Origin of the sequence: Sphaerisporangium sp. NPDC051011, assembly GCF_040653595.1 — a bacterium.
In the GTDB taxonomy this organism is placed as follows: Bacteria; Actinomycetota; Actinomycetes; order Streptosporangiales; family Streptosporangiaceae; genus Sphaerisporangium.
The window spans coordinates 526,697-542,785 of record NZ_JBFAGG010000001.1 but is presented as its reverse complement, the minus strand read 5'-3'; the positions used below and the strand labels follow the sequence as shown (position 1 = coordinate 542,785).

The following is a 16,089-nucleotide window of genomic DNA, read 5'->3' as shown; positions in this document are numbered from 1 at the left end:
TCCACCACGCGAGGAGACCAATGACCATGGACCGGCGAGACGGCGCGCGGACGTCGGAAGAGGCGCCCCCACCGGCCGTGGGCCAGGCGGGCGACGTGGGCGACGCGACGACCGGGGTCGGCGCGGTGGACACGGCGGCCGGTGAGCGGGCCGCGCACGATACCGTCGAGGCGGCCATCCGGGCGCAGCTCGCCAAGGCCCTCGGCGGCGTGCGCGGCATCATCGAGGCCGCCGTCCCGACGGTGACGTTCACGATCACCTGGATCGCCACCGAGCAGCTCAGGACGTCCCTGATCGTCAGCATCGGCATGGCCGTGCTGCTGCTGCTCGTGCGCGTGGTCCAGCGCTCCACCGTCCAGTTCGTGCTGAACAGCCTGGTGGGCATCGCCATCGGCGCGATCTTCGCCAGCCGCACGGGCCAGGCCAAGGACATCTACCTGCCCGGCATCTGGTACAACGCCGGCTACGCCGTGGCGATGATCTTCTCGGTCGTGGTCCGCTGGCCCATCGTGGGCTTCCTCATCGGGTCGGTGACCGGCGACCCGACCGGCTGGCACAAGGACCCCGGCGTCGTGCGGCTGTGCTCGCGGCTGACGTGGCTGCTGATCCTGCCGTGCCTGCTGCGCGTGGTGGTGCAGCTCCCGCTGTACTACGCCGACCAGGTCGCCGCCCTGGGGGTGGCCAAGGTCGCGCTCGGCTGGCCGTTGCAGGTCGCCGGGCTCGCCGCCATGGTGTGGGTGCTGGCCCGAGGCAGGACGCCGATCTCGGGACCCTCCGCGCCGGGCGCCTGAACGCCCGGCGCGGCACGCGGGACGGGCCTCAGGGGGCCAGCAGGTGAGCGAGCTCCTGCTCGACCTCCTGGCTGGCCACGAACAGCAACTCGTCGCCGGCCTCCAGCGGGTCGTCGTCGGTGGGCACCAGCACCCGGCCCTCGCGCAGGATCGCCACCAGCGCCGAGTCGGCCGGCCAGGGCACCGAGCCGGCCCGCTGGCCGACCACGGGGGCGTCCTCGGGCAGCGTGAGCTCGACCAGGTTGGCCTGCCCCTGCCGGAACGTCATCAGACGGACCAGATCGCCGACGCTGACCGCTTCCTCCACCAGCGCCGACAGCAGGCGCGGGGTCGACACCGCGACGTCCACACCCCACGACTCGTTGAACAGCCACTCGTTCTTCGGGTGGTTGATGCGGGCCACCACGCGCGGCACGCCGTACTCGGTCTTGGCCAGCAGCGAGACGACCAGGTTGACCTTGTCGTCGCCGGTGGAGGCGATGACGACGTGGCAGTTGTTCAGCCCGGCCTCGTCCAGCGAGGAGATCTCGCAGGCGTCGGCCAGCAGCCACTCCGCCCGCGGCACGCTGTCGATCTTTATGGCCTTGGGGTCGATGTCGATGAGCAGGACCTCGTGGCCGTTCTCGAGCAACTCGGCGGCGATGGACCGGCCGACCGCCCCCGCGCCCGCGATCGTGACGCGCATCAGTGCGACTCCTCCTCGGGTGCCGACGACAGCACCTTGTTGATCCGCTCCATGTCGTTCTCGGCGGCCATCACGTGCAGGATGTCGCCCTCTTGCAGGACGGTCTCGTCCCGGGGCAGCAGGGACTCGCCCATGCGGTTGACGAAGGCGACGCGGGTGCCCGCGGCGTTCTCCAGGGTGCCCGTGCGGGTGCCGATCCAGCCGGGGTGGTAGGCGACCTCGGCGAGCATGACCGTGCCCGTGGGGTCGCGCCACAGCGGCTCGGCGCCCTCGGGGAGCACCCGCCGCAGGATCTGGTCGGCCGTCCACCGCACGGTCGCCACCGTGGGGATGCCCAGCCGCTGGTAGACCTCGGCGCGGCGCGGGTCGTAGATGCGGGCCACCACGTTGTCGACGCCGAAGGTCTCGCGGGCGACCCGGGCCGAGATGATGTTGGAGTTGTCGCCGCTGCTCACGGCGACGTACGCGCCGGCGGACTCGATGCCGGCCTCCTCCAGGACGTCGCGGTCGAAGCCGATGCCGGTCACGCGGCGCCCGCGGAAGCCCGCGCGCAGCCGCCGGAACGCCTGGGGATCTCTGTCGATGATCGCGACCGAGTGGCCGCTGTCCTCGAGGATGTGGGCCAGGGTCGAGCCGACCCGGCCGCATCCCATGATGACGATGTGCATGCTCCCCCGCTGTGGCTGTTGAGCGGCAACCCCTGGACTTTATCCAGCTACCAGCCCAAGTATGACCGGTTCTGGCCAGCACATGTGAGGAGCATGTCCGCCCGCGGCTAGCATCATCACTCGTGGCCAAGGTTGGAGATATGGTCAAGCGGTTACTGGTGGGCCGGGCGCTCCGAAGCGCGCAGGCACACGAGCAACTGCTGCCCAAACGCATCGCGTTGCCGGTATTCGCCAGTGACGCACTGTCATCGGTCGCGTATGCGCCGCAGGAGATCTTGATCACGCTCGGGGTCGCGGGTCTCGCAGCCTACCAGTTCACGCCGTGGATCGCCGCCGCAGTCGTGGTGATCCTGCTGACCGTCGTCGCGTCGTACCGGCAGAACGTCCGGGCCTACACCAGCGGCGGCGGCGACTTCGAGGTGGCCACCACCAACCTCGGGTCCAACTACGGCCTGGTCGTCGCCAGCGCGCTCATGGTCGACTACGTGCTCACGGTGGCGGTGTCGGTGTCGTCGGGGGTGGAGAACCTCGGCGCCGCCATCCCGTTCCTGCACGACCGCAAGGCGGCCGCGGCGATCGTCGTCGTCGCGCTGCTCACGGTGATGAACCTGCGCGGCATCCGCGAGTCCGGCCTCGCCTTCGCCATCCCGACGTACGCTTTCATGATCAGCGTCTTCGGGCTGATGATCTGGGGCGGCGTGCGCCTGATGTTCGGCGCCGACCTGAAGGCCCCGACCGCCGACTACACCGTCACCGGCGAGAGCGTCGGCATCGGCGGGTTCGCGCTGGTGTTCCTGCTGCTGCGCGCGTTCTCCTCCGGCTGCGCGGCCCTGACCGGCGTGGAGGCCATCAGCAACGGCGTCCCGGCGTTCAGGAAGCCCAAGGGCAAGAACGCCGCCAACACGCTGCTGGCGCTCGGCGTGCTGGCCGCCACGATGTTCGCCGGCATCACCGCCTTCGCCTACATCACCGGGGCGAAGTTCGCCGACCCCTCGACGGGCAGCGTCGTCATGGACACGCAGGGCCGCGTGGTGCCCCATCCGGACCCGGTGATCGCCCAGGTGGCCCAGACCGTCTTCAGCAACTTCACCCCGGCCTTCTACGTCATCTCCGCGATGACCGCGCTGATCCTCGTGCTCGCCGCGAACACCGCGTTCAACGGCTTCCCGGTGCTCGGGTCGGTGCTCGCCCAGAACCGCTACCTGCCGCGCCAGCTCCACACCCGGGGCGACCGGCTGGCGTTCAGCAACGGCATCGTCATCCTCGCCGGGATGGCCGGACTGCTGATCTTCGCCTTCCAGGCCGACACCACCCGCTTGGTCCAGCTCTACATCGTCGGGGTGTTCGTGTCGTTCACGATCAGCCAGACGGGCATGGTGCGCCACTGGAACCGCCTTCTGGCCACCGAGACCGACCCCAAGAAGCGCGGCCAGATGAAGCGGTCGCGGGTGATCAACGCGTTCGGCGGGACGGTCACCGGCCTGGTGCTGGTCGTCGTGCTGATCACCAAGTTCATTCACGGCGCGTGGATCGCCTGCGCGGCCATGGCCCTGCTGTTCCTCATGATGCGCGGCATCAGGCGCCACTATGACAACGTCGCGACCGAGCTGGTGGTGCCGGAGGACACGCACGTCGACGAGTCGATGCTCCCGGCCAGGAACCACGCGATCGTCCTACTCTCCAAGATCCACAAGCCGACGCTGCGCGCCCTGTCGTACGCGAGGGCGACCCGGCCCTCGACGCTGGAGGCCATCTCGGTCGCCGTGGACGCGGACGAGGCCAAGCAGTTGCAGCACGACTGGGAGGAGCGCGGGATCCCGGTGCCGCTCAAGATCCTCGACTCGCCGTACCGCGAGATCACCCGGCCGGTGCTGGAGTACGTCAAGAGCCTGCGCCGCCGTTCCCCCCGCGACGTCGTGACGGTGTTCATTCCCGAGTATGTCGTGGGCCACTGGTGGGAACACCTGCTGCACAACCAGAGCGCGCTACGGTTGAAGGGCCGCCTGCTCTTCCAGCCGGGCGTGATGGTCACCAGCGTGCCGTGGCAGCTGGCGTCCTCGGACCGCCTCAAGGGCAGGCCGGAGTCGTTCGCCCCCGGGGCGGTCCGCCGGCCCTACGCTGTGGCGCGTAAGGATGATCAGGTCAAGACGTGATCGGGGGGAGCGCAGTGCCCGTAGAACCCACGCAGCTCATCGAACTCGACGTGGAGCGCGTCGCCAACGGCGGCTGGTGCGTCGCCAGGCATGAGGGCCGTGTGGTGTTCGTCCGCCACGCCCTGCCCGGCGAGCGCGTGCTGGCGGAGGTGACGGACGAGACCACGCGCTTCCTGCGCGCCGACGCCGTCGAGATCCTGGAGTCCTCGCCCGACCGCGTCACGCCGCCGTGCCCGTTCGCCGGTCCCGGCCGGTGCGGCGGCTGCGACTGGCAGCACGCCACCCTCGCCGCGCAGCGCCGCTACAAGGCCGAGATCGTCGCCGAGCAGTTCCAGCGGCTCGCCGGCGTCGAGGTGAAGGTCGACGTCGAGGAGGTCCCCGGCGCGCCCAAGGGCCTCGGCTGGCGCACCCGCGTCCAGTTCGCCGTCACACCCGACGGCCACCCCGGCCTGCGCCGCCACCGCTCGCACGAGATCGAGCCGGTCGACGCCTGCCTGATCGCCCACCCCGAGGTCGAGCGACCCGGCGTCGAGCGCCACAACTGGCGCGGCGCCTCGGGCGTCGAGGCCATCGCCAGTTCCACGGGGGAGCGCGCCGTGGTCGTCACGCCGAAGGGCCACCGCACGGTCGCGGTCCCCGAGCTGGGCGCCGACGCCTACGTCCTGGTGGACGAGGGGCGGGGCCACGTCCGGGCCGTACGCGGCCGTACGGCCCTGACCGAGCGGGTCGGCTCCCGGGAGTTCCGGGTCACCGGCAGCGGCTTCTGGCAGGTCCACCCCGGCACGGCGGCGGTACTGCTGGACGCGGTGCTGGAGTTCGCCGCGGTGCGCCCCGGCGACTGGGCGCTGGACCTGTACTGCGGGGTCGGGCTGTTCGCGGCGGGCCTGGCCGAGGCGGCGGGTCCCGAGGGGGCCGTGCTCGGCATCGAGTCCGACGCCCGCGCCGTCCAGGACGCTCGCCACAACCTGCGCGACCTGCCCCAGGCGCGGGTCGAGCGCGGCCGCGTCGAGGACACCCTGGACCGGCTCGGCGTCGAGCGCGCCGACGTGGTCGTGGTCGACCCTCCGCGCACCGGCCTCGGCCGCGAGGTGGTGGGCCGCGTCGCGGGCCTGGACGCCTCCCGGGTCGTGTACGTCTCCTGCGACCCCGCCACCCTGGCCCGCGACGTCGCCTGGTTCGCCGACCAGGGCTACCCACTGGTCGACCTGCGCGCCTTCGACGCCTTCCCGATGACCCACCACGTTGAGACGGTGGCGCTGCTGGTCAAAGAGGTGATCTGACCTGCCGGGCAGCGGCTGTGCCGCTACAGATCTTGACGCCTACGGGTCGCACGGCCTCTGTGGAGCGGGGTCCTGCCTGGACGAGGCGGGGCCGTGATGCCTGTGGCGCTCCTCGCTACCGCGTGAGCTGCAGCTTGCGGAGTTCCTTGGCGGTTGTGGGAGCAGCTTCGATCTTGGTGAGAACGATGTCCATGATGCCGGTGTAGAGATCCTTGCCGATCGCGTCAGGCTTGATTGGAAGGGCCATTTCCAGGCGGTCGGCGACGGCCAGTGCCGCAGTGGTCGGCCCACGCTTGACGATACGGTCGACCAGTCCCGCGAATTCTCGCCCTTCGGCGTCGGCCAGCTTGTCGGCATCGGCGTTGGTGACGGGGGTGTACACCCAGACGTTCACGTCCCAGGCATGGCCTTCGATGCAGTCGAACAAGTACAGCTGTCCACGTTGGTCAAGCAGGCCGCTGACAGGGCGGTCATGGCGATCGTAGGCCGTGCTCAGGGTGCTGTCGTCGCCGGGTTGCCAGGGCAACGCGCCGAAGCGTAGGCGAATGTGCTCAGGCATCAAAACCTCCAACCAGGTGGGTGGGCCGAAGCAACTGTTGAAACGCTCGCTCCGTCCGCGGTTGTTCGGTCCGGCGTGATCGGCTGGGCATGGCGACCATCGTTCACGATGTAACTGATCGTTTGCATGCGAATACGCCAAGTGATTCACCTGAAGGGTCTGCGTCGGGATCCCCGATGGTCGGCATTCGGTTCACGCCGTCGCCGCTTTAGGGGCTTTGAGCGCTTTGGTCTTGGGTTTCTTATAATTCCGGCATATCGCGAGGGGTGGGGGGGAGCAACGGGTACGAGATCGAGCCGATCAGGCCCGATGGGCGGTCGGTGCTGCGGTGTGCGTCAGCACGGGGTCCTGGTCGCCTACTGTTGCTCGGTGGCCGAGGTCATGAAGTATCCAGTCGGGGATGACCGTCTCGATCGGCACGGTGCGGGCCGTGCCGTTCTTCACCGCCTCCAGCTCTACGTAGTACCCGGGCTGGTTGGTGGCCACCACCGCCAGGCTCCAGTGCCGCAGCAGGCGCTGCAGCGCGCGCTAGCCGGAAGGGTCGTGGGCGGCGTCGACCGCGGCATGGTACTGGCGCAGGAACTCGGCGCGCTCGCGCTCGGCCACGTCCCGCAGAATCACCTCGGAATCATGCGGATCCTCATGGTGGACGGGCTGAGCGCTCATGCCCTCACAGCACGGCGCTCGCCCCGCGCGCGTCATCTGTGTGGTCATGTTGCTTCGGTGCGTCAGGGGAAGAAGGGAAGCAAATATATTTCCCGGGCTATGCTGGAGCTGGACAGATACACCTAGGGCCCCCGGCGAGCGTTATGCGCCGGGGGCCCTAGTACGCATGCGCTACTGAACTTCGCCGGCCTTAATGCCGCCGATAAATGCGGCCCATCCGGTGTTGGTGAAGCCCAGGGCAGGGCCGCTGACGTTCTTGCTGTCGCGCACGGCGACGCCGCCTGTCAACCACGCCACCTCGACGCAGTTGTTGCTGGTGCCCTGGCTGCGCGTACTCTTGCGCCATTGAGCGCCGGACAGATCCATGCTGGACAGATCCATTGATGCCTCACAGCTTGTCGATCAGATTGGACAGATACGCGATCGACGCGTCCACGCTGAGCGCCGTGGCGCACACGTGCTGAAACAACAGCGTATAGGTTCTGAGTTGCTCGACCTCCTCCAGATAGAGACCGTCCGTTGGGGTCTCGACGTAGACCACACTCCGGTCGATGGGATTGGGGAAATCGAGGATCACGAATTGACCGCTTAGGCCGGCGTGTGGCCCTGCACTGTACGGCAGTACCTGCAGCTTCACATGCTGCAGGGGGCTTGTGTTCATCAATTTCCGTAGCTGTGCCTCACGAACCTCGCGGCTTCCCACAGGACGCATTAGTGCCGCTTCGTCGATCACGGCCCAGAACTGCGGAGGATCCCTGCGTACCAGCAACTGCTGCCGCTCCATGCGCGCGGCGACGCGACGTTCGATCTCGCGAGGCTCGCGGACTCCGGCGGCGCGGATGATCTCGGCTGCGTACTCGGGCGTCTGGAGCAGGCCGGGGATGAGAGCCAGCTCGTAGTTTCGAATGGACGATGCCTCGGCTTCCAGGCCAACGTAGGCGCCGGTCAGAACGTCACTATAGGCAGCCCACCAGCCGCGTTTCTTGGCCTCGCGAGCGAGTTCCACCAGTGCTTCGATGAAGGGCTCGTTCGTGACGCCGTAAACCTCGCACAGTTTCCGGACGTGGTGCACGTCGGGTCTCTTGGTCAAGCCGTTCTCCAGGCGACTGATCTTTGACGGTGAGCACTCCAGTGCTGCAGCGGCATCATGAACGGTCTTCCTGGACTCCTCACGGAGGCGACGCAGTTCGTGACCCAGACGGCGAAGCCGCACGGTCGGGCTGTGATCCGAGTCGGTCACTACTTCACTCCAATCAACGCGCACAGCCTCACTCCCAGACACCCTACGTATCGGGGGACGAACGCCGCACGTTTCGACTTAGAACTTGCATGTTAGTACTTGCGGGTCCACCATGACTACGGACAGTCCCCAAGCAACCACACGGGGAGACCTTGTGACCCTTGAAACCCTGGAATTGCCGGGCTGGAAGCGGGCATGGCACACGGACGCAGGCCGATGGTGGACGAGCCAAACCACTGGCCTTAGCCGCGCCCAGCGCGATGCTGGCTGCGCCGTCACCGTGAGCGCCGATGACCTTGGCACCCTCGTCGAACTGGTCCGCCTGCACAACGAGCTGGCGACCGTCGCTGAGACCGCGATCCGCACGTAAGCACCCTCATCTCCGGCGGGAAGGTGCTCGCCGCTGGGGATCTCCGCGCTGTTCGGGCACCCTCGACATCCCCCACGCCCCTGCATGGGGCCGCTCTCGGAGCCGACATGAACGCAACATCCTGGGCCCTGCCCTCCGACCCCGCCATGGTGGGAGAAGCCCGCGCCATGGTGCGCAAGACCCTGACCGACTGGGGCCTTCCCCACCTGGTCGACGACGCAGAGCTCGTCATCTCGGAGCTGGTGACCAACGCGCTGATCCACGGGGTCGGGCCGGTGGTCATGGCCCTGCACGACGCCGGCCCCGCCCTCATCGGCGCCGTCACCGACCACTGCACCACCCCCCCGGCCGCGCGCAACCCCGACTTTGAGGACACCGGCGGGCGCGGCATGGGCATCGTGCGCGCCCTGGCCGCGAGCTGGGGGGTGTGGCCCTACCCCACCGGCAAGACCATCTGGTTCACCCTGCTCCGCGACGGCACCTCGACGTGATCGAGACGACCCTCGCGCCCATCAACGGCGCCGCCCCGTACGCCGGTGCGGGCGTGTCCGGAGGTCCGTGATGGTGCACCGCCCGTCCGAGCGCGGCCCCTCCCTGGTCCGCCACCTGTCCGGCGCTGCCACCCTCGGTGCGCTGGTCGGCCTCGGCCTGTCCGCCGCGTTCACCCTCACCGGCACCAGCCCCGAGCTTGTCATCGTCGCCTGGGCCGCCGCCGTCGTGCTCGGCGCAGCCCTGGGCGCCGGCCTGTGGGCGCGCGCCCGAACCGACTACCGAAGGGACGAGTTCCGATGAGCAATCTGCGGCTGTCCTGGGCCGTGCTGTGCCTGCTCGCCGCCGCGACCGACGATCTGATCGCCGCCCGGCTCGGCATCTACACCATCCGCTGGCACGCGCGCCGCGTGGCCAGTTGGTGCCGCCAGGTGTACCTGCTCGCCGTGTACAGCACCCCGAGCGACTACCGCGCGATCGAGCCGTACGTCTTCGACGTCGAACTTCTGGAGGACCGTTGAGCACCCGCAACCGGATTCCCGAGCTGGCCGGCATCCCGTTCACAGGTCCGACCGCGATCATCGACTACGCCAAGATCGGTCGCGTCCTGCCACGTGACATGGGGAGGACCTCGGCGGCGAGGTCAGTGACGGCGGCGATTACGGCTCACCCCCACGGGCGTGGGGAGGACTCGGCCCGGGGTGGACCGGGTACGTCAGCAGCCGGCTCACCCCCACGGGCGTGGGGAGGACGGGTTGCGACGGATCATCGTCCCGGCGGGGTCCGGCTCACCCCCACGGGCGCGTGGGGAGGACAGCCGCCCATATTCGCATGCTGGGTGGCTCCCCGGCTCACCCCCACGGGCGTGGGGAGGACGGACGGGCTCGACGTCCCACTCGTCGAGGAACGGCTCACCCCCACGGGCGTGGGGAGGACGGCAAGAGGACACGGCATATGTAGGAACGTGGCGGCTCACCCCCACGGGCGTGGGGAGGACGGCAAGAGGACACGGCATATGTAGGAACGTGGCGGCTCACCCCCACGGGCGTGGGGAGGACGGTGTCGCCCACGGGTTAGGCGGGAGCCCCAGCGGCTCACCCCCACGGGCGTGGGGAGGACGACGACGTGAGCGACACCAAGGAGATGCTCACCGGCTCACCCCCACAGGCGTGGGGAGGACGACGTATGGGGCTCCTGTACCCCTTGACCATGTGGCTCACCCCACGGGCGTGGGGAGGACGTTCCCCCCACGTTCCCCCCGTTCCCCCGCCTGGGCTCACCCCCACAGGCGTGGGGAGGACGTCGCGCTCCGGGCGGTCGTCTGGTCGGGTGTCGGCTCACCCCCACGGGCGTGGGGAGGACAGCCACCACCGGTACGTGGAACCGTCGCCGCACGGCTCACCCCCACGGGCGTGGGGAGGACTCCTGCGTCGTGAGGGCCTCGCCGTCGAGGTACGGCTCACCCCCATGGGTGTGGGGAGGACAGCAGGTCGACGGCGGCGCGGATGCCCGCGTATGGCTCACCCCCACGGGCGTGGGGAGGACGATCAGGTCTGCCCCTGCGAGCAGGGGGCGCGCGGCTCACCCCCACGTGCGTGGGGAGGACATCCCTGACCGCGTTTTGTCCGCGCTGGACCACGGCTCACCCCCACGGACGTGGGGAGGACGCAACCTTGAGGCCCACGATCTGCTTGTAAAGCGGCTCACCCCCACGTGCGTGAGGAGGACATCGTCAACCAAGCGGCTATCATGCGCGGCGCTGGCGTCACCCCCACGGGCTTGGGGAGGCCCCCGCCAGCTCGCCCGCGTAGTGGTCCACCATCGGCTTACCCCATGGGCGTGGGGAGGACGGACGAGCCGACCGCCCCGAAAGCGTGCGCCATGGCTCACCCCCAAGGGCGTGGGGAGGATGCGCCGCAGGACGCGGCCAGCACGATGGACTGCGGCTCACCCCCACGGGCGTGGGGAGGACTGCGTGAAGAGGTCCCGGACCTGGAACACGTCCGGCTCACTCCCACGGGCATGGGGGCACGACGCTCGTCAGGAAGTATCCCGACGAGGACATGGCTCAACCCCCCACGGGCGTGGGGAGGACGTCCGCTGGCTCTTCGATCCCTCCTCCCGTGACGGCTCACCCCCACGGGCGTGTGGAGGACGATCCCTTGAAGACGGCGGAGTATCGCCTCGTCGGCTCACCCCCACCGGCGTGGAGAGGACGCTTTCGCCTTGATTGAGCCTGCATCCGGTGGCACGCCCTCAGGCGGAGGAGCATCCGCATGTTGATGCGACCCGTGGTTGTTCTCTGTGGAGTTTTCAATTTGCGGAGTGTGGATTTAGTTTCTGGGCGGGGCGAGGCTGATGAGGCCGCAGCCGTAGGCTTTACCTCGGCCTATTCCGTCGCGGAGTGCTGTTGTGAATTTGGCGGAGTCGGTGATGATGAGGTGGCCGTCGTAGCGGACGTGGTCGATGGTGATGCGGTGGGGTTGGGTGCCGGTCTGGGATTGCCCTTGGGTTCTGAGGGCGGGGTAGGGGGCGATGTCGGGTTGGCCGTTGCGGCCTGTTGGGATGACGAAGCCATGTCGTTCACCTTGCCGGACCAGCCAATCGATTTGGCTTTGCGGTGTGCGTAGGACGACGTGGCGGGGTTGGGCGCGTTTTCCGGCGTGGGCGCGTTTTGTTTGTTCTGCTTCTTCGCGTTTGACGGCGCGGGTGGGGTTGGCGACCAGGCGGAAGGCGAATTTGCTGCCTCCGGTGACGGCTTGGAGGGCGGGTTGTAGGTTGCGGACCTCCTGAGGCTGGGTGAGGTAGTGGTCGGGCAGGGATGACCAGTCCGGTTCGACGTGGCTTTGGACGTAGAGCAGGAACCCTCGGTCGCTGGGGTCCAGGCGCCAGAGGACTCCGTGGGCTTGCCGGGCCGGGATGTCGTCTTCGATGTGGGGGAAGGCAGACATGACGGTGCGGTGCATTTGATGGATATCGGCGTAGTCGCGGCGGAAGTGTCGCGAGGTCACGTCAACGGTCAGTTTGCTCAGGAACACGCGGTTCTCCTGTTGAAATCAAACCCCGGGTGAGTGGCACATGTCCGCTGAGCACGGTGCGGGTGGTGAAGCGTCGGTCGCCGCGGGCGAGGGAGAGGGGGTGGTCGCGTCGCGGTTCGGCACCCACCGTGGACGGCGGGCATTCGACCATGGTGCGTAGCGTGCCGATATCTCCTTTGTCGATCGCAGCGAGTTCGCGGCTGTGCATAAAGGCGCGGGTTTCAAGCCACGGGTGTTGCTCGAGGACTGCCCCCAGTGATTTCTCCTGCAGACCGGCCCCCGACTGTAGGTGACCGTCTTCACCAGTGCCGATCAGGGGACGGGCAGGGAGGAATGCCTTTCGTCCGAAACACAGTGGCCAGTGGGGTTGCTGGATGGCGTCTGCCGCTTCGGTCAACAGGCCTGCATCACCTTGGAGCACGACGAGGAACAACGCGTCGGCGAGGTAGTAGCGCTCGCTGAGCACGGTGCGGTGGCCGGTCCCTGCGGTGGTGGGGACGTTTTGCGCGGTATGGAAATCGCGCTCGAGGATCCCTTCACGATCGACGCGCACTCCCATACGCAGTTCGGCGAGCTGGCCCAGGCGTTTTGCGTCGTCGCGGGGGATTCCCAGGGCGGCGCCGAGCAGGCCGACGACCCCGGACTTGGTGGGTTCTGTGGTGGTTTCGCGGGTGGTGAAGCGTGACCGGATGCCCCACGACTGCATGGGGGCATCCAGACACAGGGCCAGGGTGAGCGTCATCGCCGGTCAGATCTTGGCCGCGGCGAAGACCCGGCTGGTGAACTCGTCCAGCGACCGGGCCTTCTCGGTGTCTGCCAGGCCGTTGAGGGCGCCGGTCACCGAGGCGGCGGTGACCGACATGATGTCGTTTCCGCCGTAGAACTGGCGCAGTTGTCCCAGGTGCTTGATGAGACGCTGGTTGGACAGGTCCATCAGGTCCGTACCGGAGACCGGGTGCAGGAATGCGTTGGCAAGATTCCACGCGCCCCGGTGCCTGACCACGCAGACGAGTGTGTCGGGCAGAGTGAGGGCGGCCATGGAGTTCTGCTTGCCGGTGGGGACGGCGTGGATGAAGGCGTACAGCCAGGCTCGGGCGGTGCGGGCGACCAGATCGGTGTCGCTGTCGAGGTTTCGGGTGAGCTGCTCCAGGTCGAGGTTGACGTACCGGTAGTAGCAGGCGCTGTTGAAGTCGACGGTGCCGATCATGTCTGCGCCGGATTGGTCCTGGGGTTTCAGGTCGTCCACGGCGGTGTAGTAGTCGAACTCGTTGACCACCGCGTGGGTGGACAGGGCATGGGCGACCTGGCTGGCGGCGTCCACGCTGAAGTCCTTGTTGTCGGCGATCATCCGGCCGAACAATGCCACGTCGGCGACCTTGCCGGCGTCCAGGATGCGGCGTGCTTCCGCCAGGTCCTGCTTGGTCGGCTTGATCTTCTTGGACTTGCCGGTGTTTTCGGTCTCTTCGCCCTTCTCCTCCCCGCCGTCCTTGGGCTTTTTGGCCCGCGCCTTGGTTGCTCTGGTAGCCGCGGCTGCTTCGAGCCGGTTCCACTCGCGGTTGCAGAAGTCGGCCAGCAGCTCGGAGGCTTGGCGGCCGACGAACAGCAGGTACTGGGTCAGTCGGGTGTTGTCGTCCACCCCGAACCCAAGCGCTTCCAGACCTGAGATGACCACGGCGGTGGTGGCCTCGGGATCGCGGCCGTGTTGGTCGATCAGGATCTCAGCGGCGTTGTCCAGCAGCCGCTTGGTCCGCACACCGGTTTCGTCCTGGCTTAAGCCGTAGTCATTGAACATCTGCCGGGCCGCGCGCTTGAGGCTCTGGCTGGAGATCCTGCCTCGGGTGACGCCACCGAAGGTGGCCGTCTTGGGCTGTCCGGTGTCGTCGCGGTTGAGGTTGCTGACCGGGAACGACTGCAGAAGGTGAAGCTCGATGATCAAGGGTTCTCCTGAGAGTTCAGTTGGCTGGAGAGGCTGCGGGAGCAGCCGATGGCGTGGGGCGGTGGAAGTCTCGTGCCCAGTTCAGGCGCACCCGGTGGACGCGTTCAGGGTCGGCGGGCTCCCGCATGAGCGTCACCACATCGTTCAAAAGCCGGTCGTAGTCGAGCGGGATGTCGGCGGTGCTCAACAGCCGCACCGTCTGGCGCAGGTAGTACGGCAGGGACGTCCGGTCGACGGCCAGCAACTGCACAAACCGCCGCTCGGCGGAAGGACGTTTGGCGACCAGCGCACGAAGCGAGGTTCCCAAGGATCGGGAACCATCACCTGGGGCGGTTCGCGGTCTGGGCCGGGGATGGGTCGCGTATAGCCCAGCGACCAGGATCCACGCCTGTTGCTCCGCCTGCGGCGGGTCGAAGGGGAAAACCGCGGCGTAGGCTTCAGCCTCGTGCCTCGGACCGGTGAGGGAGCGGCGAAGTTGCGCCAGCGTCCGGCGGGCCTCAGCGACCTGGTGGGCGTTCCCGGACTCGAGTTTGGCGTGCAGGCCGTACAGGTGTCCGACGAACCGGCGTCGCCGCGCACGGACCTCATCGTGGTGCTCCGGCGCCTGGATGCTCACAGGAGGGCCTCCTTGCTGATGAACTGCGTTGCCTGGGCGGTGAACACCTTGACGAAGTAGTGGAGTTTGCCGGTGAACTTGCCGAACGCCCGCCCGGCCTCCGACATGTTGCGACCGGTCCGGGGTGAACCGTAGACCCAGCGGTCGGCGGTGGCGGTCGCGAGTTTGCGCACATCACCGGCCCACGCATCTATGGCCGCGGTCTCTGGTTGATGCTGGCGCCGGGCATCGGCGAGCGCGCGTAAGAACTCATCGAACGGTCCGGGCAGACGCGCCCAGTACGCCAGGTCGATGGTGCCGTCGCGGTCAACGCTCATGGCGGCGGCATGGTCCGCCTCCATGTCGCGTAGCGCGCTGGCCACCTGGTCGGCCAGGTCGACGGCATGCCCGATGATGGGCCCGGCGGGCTCGTGCTGGGCGCGTAGCAGAGCGACGGGGGCCGCGACCGTTTCCTCCGACCAGGAGGCCACCACTGCGGCCTTGGAGCCCAGCCGCTGCCCGAACACCCGCAGGGTATAGACGGTGTCGTCACCGATGATTCCGTCTTCAACCAGGTCGGCGATGTGGTCCAGTGCCCGCGGGCGGCGCCGCTCCTGCTCATCCCCGGCCAGCAACAGCGTCTCGGTGTGCCGCCACACCCCCCGGCGTTCATCTAGTCGCAGCGGCCGGAACTCCTCCCACTTCTTCTGCCGTGGTTTGCGCGGGGGACGGCGAAACGCCGACATCAGCTCGATGTCGGGCAAAGCGCCGTGCAGCTCGGTGCCGGGGGTGATCACGACGCTCGCCACCACCGGGCCGCATTCGCTCTCTCGCGGGACCAGAAGGATGCGCCGGGCCGGCCAGGTCAGCAGATCGGTCCAGCCGCGCGAAGAGCGCTGATCCGGTTCCGGGTTGGGGAAGGCGTTCGATTCCCAGGCCGGCCGATCCTGTACCGAGGTGGGCTGGGGTTGCTCACGACCCGGGTTGTAGATCGGCATGTTGAGCATCAAGGTCTCGTGGAGCGTTCCGCCCTCCACCACCACGACCCCGAAATAGTTCGCCAGCCCACGCATGGACGACCTCACGGTCCGATACGGGGTCTTGGTACCGCCAGGGTCATAGGCCTGAATGGTCACCAGCCACCGGGCAGCCTGACCGGGATCCAACGTGATCTGATCGTCGGAGGTCGTGTGATCGAACAGGGTGGCGTTGTTGCCGGTCGAACGATCGAGCACCAGCTTGGCGGCATCGGACTTCGGGCAGGCGGCCAGCGCTGCACACTGCAGGAAGGGCCGCTGGGCGTCGAACAGGTCGAACCGATCAGGGTAGGCATCCAGGTAAGCATCCAGTGGTCCGGCGGTGAAACCTTCCCGCCACAGCCTGCCCCACGCCTCGGCGTCCGCCGGGCCGTACACCCGATGCGCCAAGGCCAGAACCAGCCGATAGAGGGCCGCGGTCATCGTGGGAGTCTCAGCGGCCAGCCGCCGAAGCTCCCTCGCCTCCAGCAGCAGATCTTTCAGCCCTACCGGTTTGATCGAGCCGTCCGACCACTCGGCCGGCAGCCACGGCTGCTCCATCAGATCGAAGATCACATGAGTACCTTCCTGTGTTCAGGCACA

At 68.0% G+C, this 16,089-nt stretch carries 17 protein-coding genes and 1 CRISPR repeat array; of the genes, 6 read left to right on the top strand and 11 right to left on the bottom strand.

The window, feature by feature from the left end:
* Window positions 1–26 precede the first annotated feature (26 nt).
* Window positions 27–791 (top strand): DUF3159 domain-containing protein, encoded by a 765-nt coding sequence (locus tag AB0H21_RS02410; RefSeq protein ID WP_358510392.1) that lies wholly within the window; start codon window positions 27–29, stop codon window positions 789–791.
* Window positions 792–819: 28 nt separating this feature from the next.
* On the opposite strand, the gene AB0H21_RS02405 is transcribed toward AB0H21_RS02410, so the two are convergent.
* Window positions 820–1,476, bottom strand: coding sequence for a TrkA family potassium uptake protein (locus AB0H21_RS02405; protein ID WP_358510389.1), 657 nt, complete (start codon window positions 1,474–1,476; stop codon window positions 820–822).
* A complete protein-coding gene (locus AB0H21_RS02400) occupies window positions 1,476–2,144 on the bottom strand; it encodes a TrkA family potassium uptake protein (protein ID WP_358510386.1) in 669 nt (222 codons plus the stop codon). Before AB0H21_RS02400 ends, AB0H21_RS02405 begins: the two co-directional genes overlap by 1 nt.
* Window positions 2,145–2,284: 140 nt before the next feature.
* On the opposite strand from AB0H21_RS02400, the gene AB0H21_RS02395 reads away from it, so the two are divergent.
* Window positions 2,285–4,297, top strand: a complete 2,013-nt coding sequence (locus AB0H21_RS02395; protein WP_358510383.1) for an APC family permease — start codon at window positions 2,285–2,287, stop codon at window positions 4,295–4,297.
* A 14-nt stretch (window positions 4,298–4,311) separates the two neighbouring features.
* A complete protein-coding gene (locus tag AB0H21_RS02390) occupies window positions 4,312–5,577 on the top strand; it encodes a class I SAM-dependent RNA methyltransferase (RefSeq protein WP_358510380.1) in 1,266 nt (421 codons plus the stop codon).
* 115 nt (window positions 5,578–5,692) lie between these two features.
* Here AB0H21_RS02390 and AB0H21_RS02385 read toward each other — a convergent pair whose 3' ends face one another.
* From AB0H21_RS02385 to AB0H21_RS02370, 4 genes are all read right to left on the bottom strand, one after another.
* Window positions 5,693–6,136: a hypothetical protein gene (locus tag AB0H21_RS02385; protein ID WP_358510377.1), complete on the bottom strand. Its 444-nt coding sequence runs from the start codon at window positions 6,134–6,136 to the stop codon at window positions 5,693–5,695.
* 300 nt (window positions 6,137–6,436) lie between these two features.
* Window positions 6,437–6,622, bottom strand: a complete 186-nt coding sequence (locus AB0H21_RS02380; protein WP_358510374.1) for a hypothetical protein — start codon at window positions 6,620–6,622, stop codon at window positions 6,437–6,439.
* A 351-nt stretch (window positions 6,623–6,973) separates the two neighbouring features.
* The gene (locus tag AB0H21_RS02375; RefSeq protein ID WP_358510371.1) at window positions 6,974–7,183 is read right to left on the bottom strand and encodes a DUF397 domain-containing protein; all 210 of its coding nucleotides are present in this window, start codon (window positions 7,181–7,183) and stop codon (window positions 6,974–6,976) included.
* Window positions 7,184–7,190: 7 nt separating this feature from the next.
* On the bottom strand, window positions 7,191–8,042 hold the full coding sequence (locus tag AB0H21_RS02370; RefSeq protein ID WP_358510368.1) for a helix-turn-helix transcriptional regulator: 852 nt from the start codon (window positions 8,040–8,042) through the stop codon (window positions 7,191–7,193).
* Window positions 8,043–8,519: 477 nt separating this feature from the next.
* Between AB0H21_RS02370 and AB0H21_RS02365 the strand changes: the two genes are divergently transcribed.
* The 3 genes from AB0H21_RS02365 (at window position 8,520) to AB0H21_RS02355 (ending at window position 9,422) form a co-directional block, all read left to right on the top strand.
* Window positions 8,520–8,903, top strand: a complete 384-nt coding sequence (locus AB0H21_RS02365) for an ATP-binding protein (protein WP_358510365.1) — start codon at window positions 8,520–8,522, stop codon at window positions 8,901–8,903.
* Window positions 8,904–8,973: 70 nt separating this feature from the next.
* A complete protein-coding gene (locus AB0H21_RS02360; RefSeq protein ID WP_358510362.1) occupies window positions 8,974–9,204 on the top strand; it encodes a hypothetical protein in 231 nt (76 codons plus the stop codon).
* Window positions 9,201–9,422 (top strand): hypothetical protein, encoded by a 222-nt coding sequence (locus tag AB0H21_RS02355; RefSeq protein WP_358510359.1) that lies wholly within the window; start codon window positions 9,201–9,203, stop codon window positions 9,420–9,422. Before AB0H21_RS02360 ends, AB0H21_RS02355 begins: the two co-directional genes overlap by 4 nt.
* An 81-nt stretch (window positions 9,423–9,503) precedes the next feature.
* A CRISPR array of direct repeats spans window positions 9,504–11,116; the repeat unit is 28 nt; unit sequence GGCTCACCCCCACGGGCGTGGGGAGGAC.
* A gap of 118 nt (window positions 11,117–11,234) precedes the next feature.
* Here the strand turns inward: AB0H21_RS02355 and cas6e are convergent.
* The 5 genes from cas6e to casA are packed head-to-tail and all read right to left on the bottom strand — an operon-like array spanning window position 11,235 to window position 16,062.
* Complete coding sequence (cas6e, locus tag AB0H21_RS02350) at window positions 11,235–11,939, bottom strand: type I-E CRISPR-associated protein Cas6/Cse3/CasE (RefSeq protein WP_358510356.1); 705 nt, start codon at window positions 11,937–11,939, stop codon at window positions 11,235–11,237.
* Window positions 11,914–12,681, bottom strand: a complete 768-nt coding sequence (gene cas5e / locus AB0H21_RS02345) for a type I-E CRISPR-associated protein Cas5/CasD (protein ID WP_358510353.1) — start codon at window positions 12,679–12,681, stop codon at window positions 11,914–11,916. Before cas5e ends, cas6e begins: the two co-directional genes overlap by 26 nt.
* Window positions 12,682–12,687: 6 nt before the next feature.
* Window positions 12,688–13,875, bottom strand: a complete 1,188-nt coding sequence (gene cas7e, locus AB0H21_RS02340) for a type I-E CRISPR-associated protein Cas7/Cse4/CasC (protein ID WP_358510350.1) — start codon at window positions 13,873–13,875, stop codon at window positions 12,688–12,690.
* Window positions 13,876–13,891: 16 nt separating this feature from the next.
* Window positions 13,892–14,491, bottom strand: coding sequence for a type I-E CRISPR-associated protein Cse2/CasB (gene casB, locus AB0H21_RS02335; RefSeq protein WP_358510347.1), 600 nt, complete (start codon window positions 14,489–14,491; stop codon window positions 13,892–13,894).
* Window positions 14,488–16,062 (bottom strand): type I-E CRISPR-associated protein Cse1/CasA, encoded by a 1,575-nt coding sequence (gene casA, locus AB0H21_RS02330; RefSeq protein ID WP_358510344.1) that lies wholly within the window; start codon window positions 16,060–16,062, stop codon window positions 14,488–14,490. Before casA ends, casB begins: the two co-directional genes overlap by 4 nt.
* Between the last annotated feature and the right edge of the window lie 27 nt (window positions 16,063–16,089).

What these genes read in the sequence shown, in the direction of transcription:
- AB0H21_RS02395 (WP_358510383.1), top strand. Translation starts at nt 2,285, where the DNA reads ATGGTCAAGCGGTTACTGGTGGGCCGGGCGCTCCGAAGCGCGCAGGCA.
- AB0H21_RS02400 (WP_358510386.1), bottom strand. Translation starts at nt 2,144, where the DNA reads ATGCACATCGTCATCATGGGATGCGGCCGGGTCGGCTCGACCCTGGCC.
- AB0H21_RS02405 (WP_358510389.1), bottom strand. Translation starts at nt 1,476, where the DNA reads ATGCGCGTCACGATCGCGGGCGCGGGGGCGGTCGGCCGGTCCATCGCC.
- AB0H21_RS02375 (WP_358510371.1), bottom strand. Translation starts at nt 7,183, where the DNA reads ATGGATCTGTCCAGCATGGATCTGTCCGGCGCTCAATGGCGCAAGAGT.
- AB0H21_RS02410 (WP_358510392.1), top strand. Translation starts at nt 27, where the DNA reads ATGGACCGGCGAGACGGCGCGCGGACGTCGGAAGAGGCGCCCCCACCG.
- AB0H21_RS02385 (WP_358510377.1), bottom strand. Translation starts at nt 6,136, where the DNA reads ATGCCTGAGCACATTCGCCTACGCTTCGGCGCGTTGCCCTGGCAACCC.
- AB0H21_RS02355 (WP_358510359.1), top strand. Translation starts at nt 9,201, where the DNA reads ATGAGCAATCTGCGGCTGTCCTGGGCCGTGCTGTGCCTGCTCGCCGCC.
- cas5e (WP_358510353.1), bottom strand. Translation starts at nt 12,681, where the DNA reads ATGACGCTCACCCTGGCCCTGTGTCTGGATGCCCCCATGCAGTCGTGG.
- AB0H21_RS02365 (WP_358510365.1), top strand. Translation starts at nt 8,520, where the DNA reads ATGAACGCAACATCCTGGGCCCTGCCCTCCGACCCCGCCATGGTGGGA.
- AB0H21_RS02360 (WP_358510362.1), top strand. Translation starts at nt 8,974, where the DNA reads ATGGTGCACCGCCCGTCCGAGCGCGGCCCCTCCCTGGTCCGCCACCTG.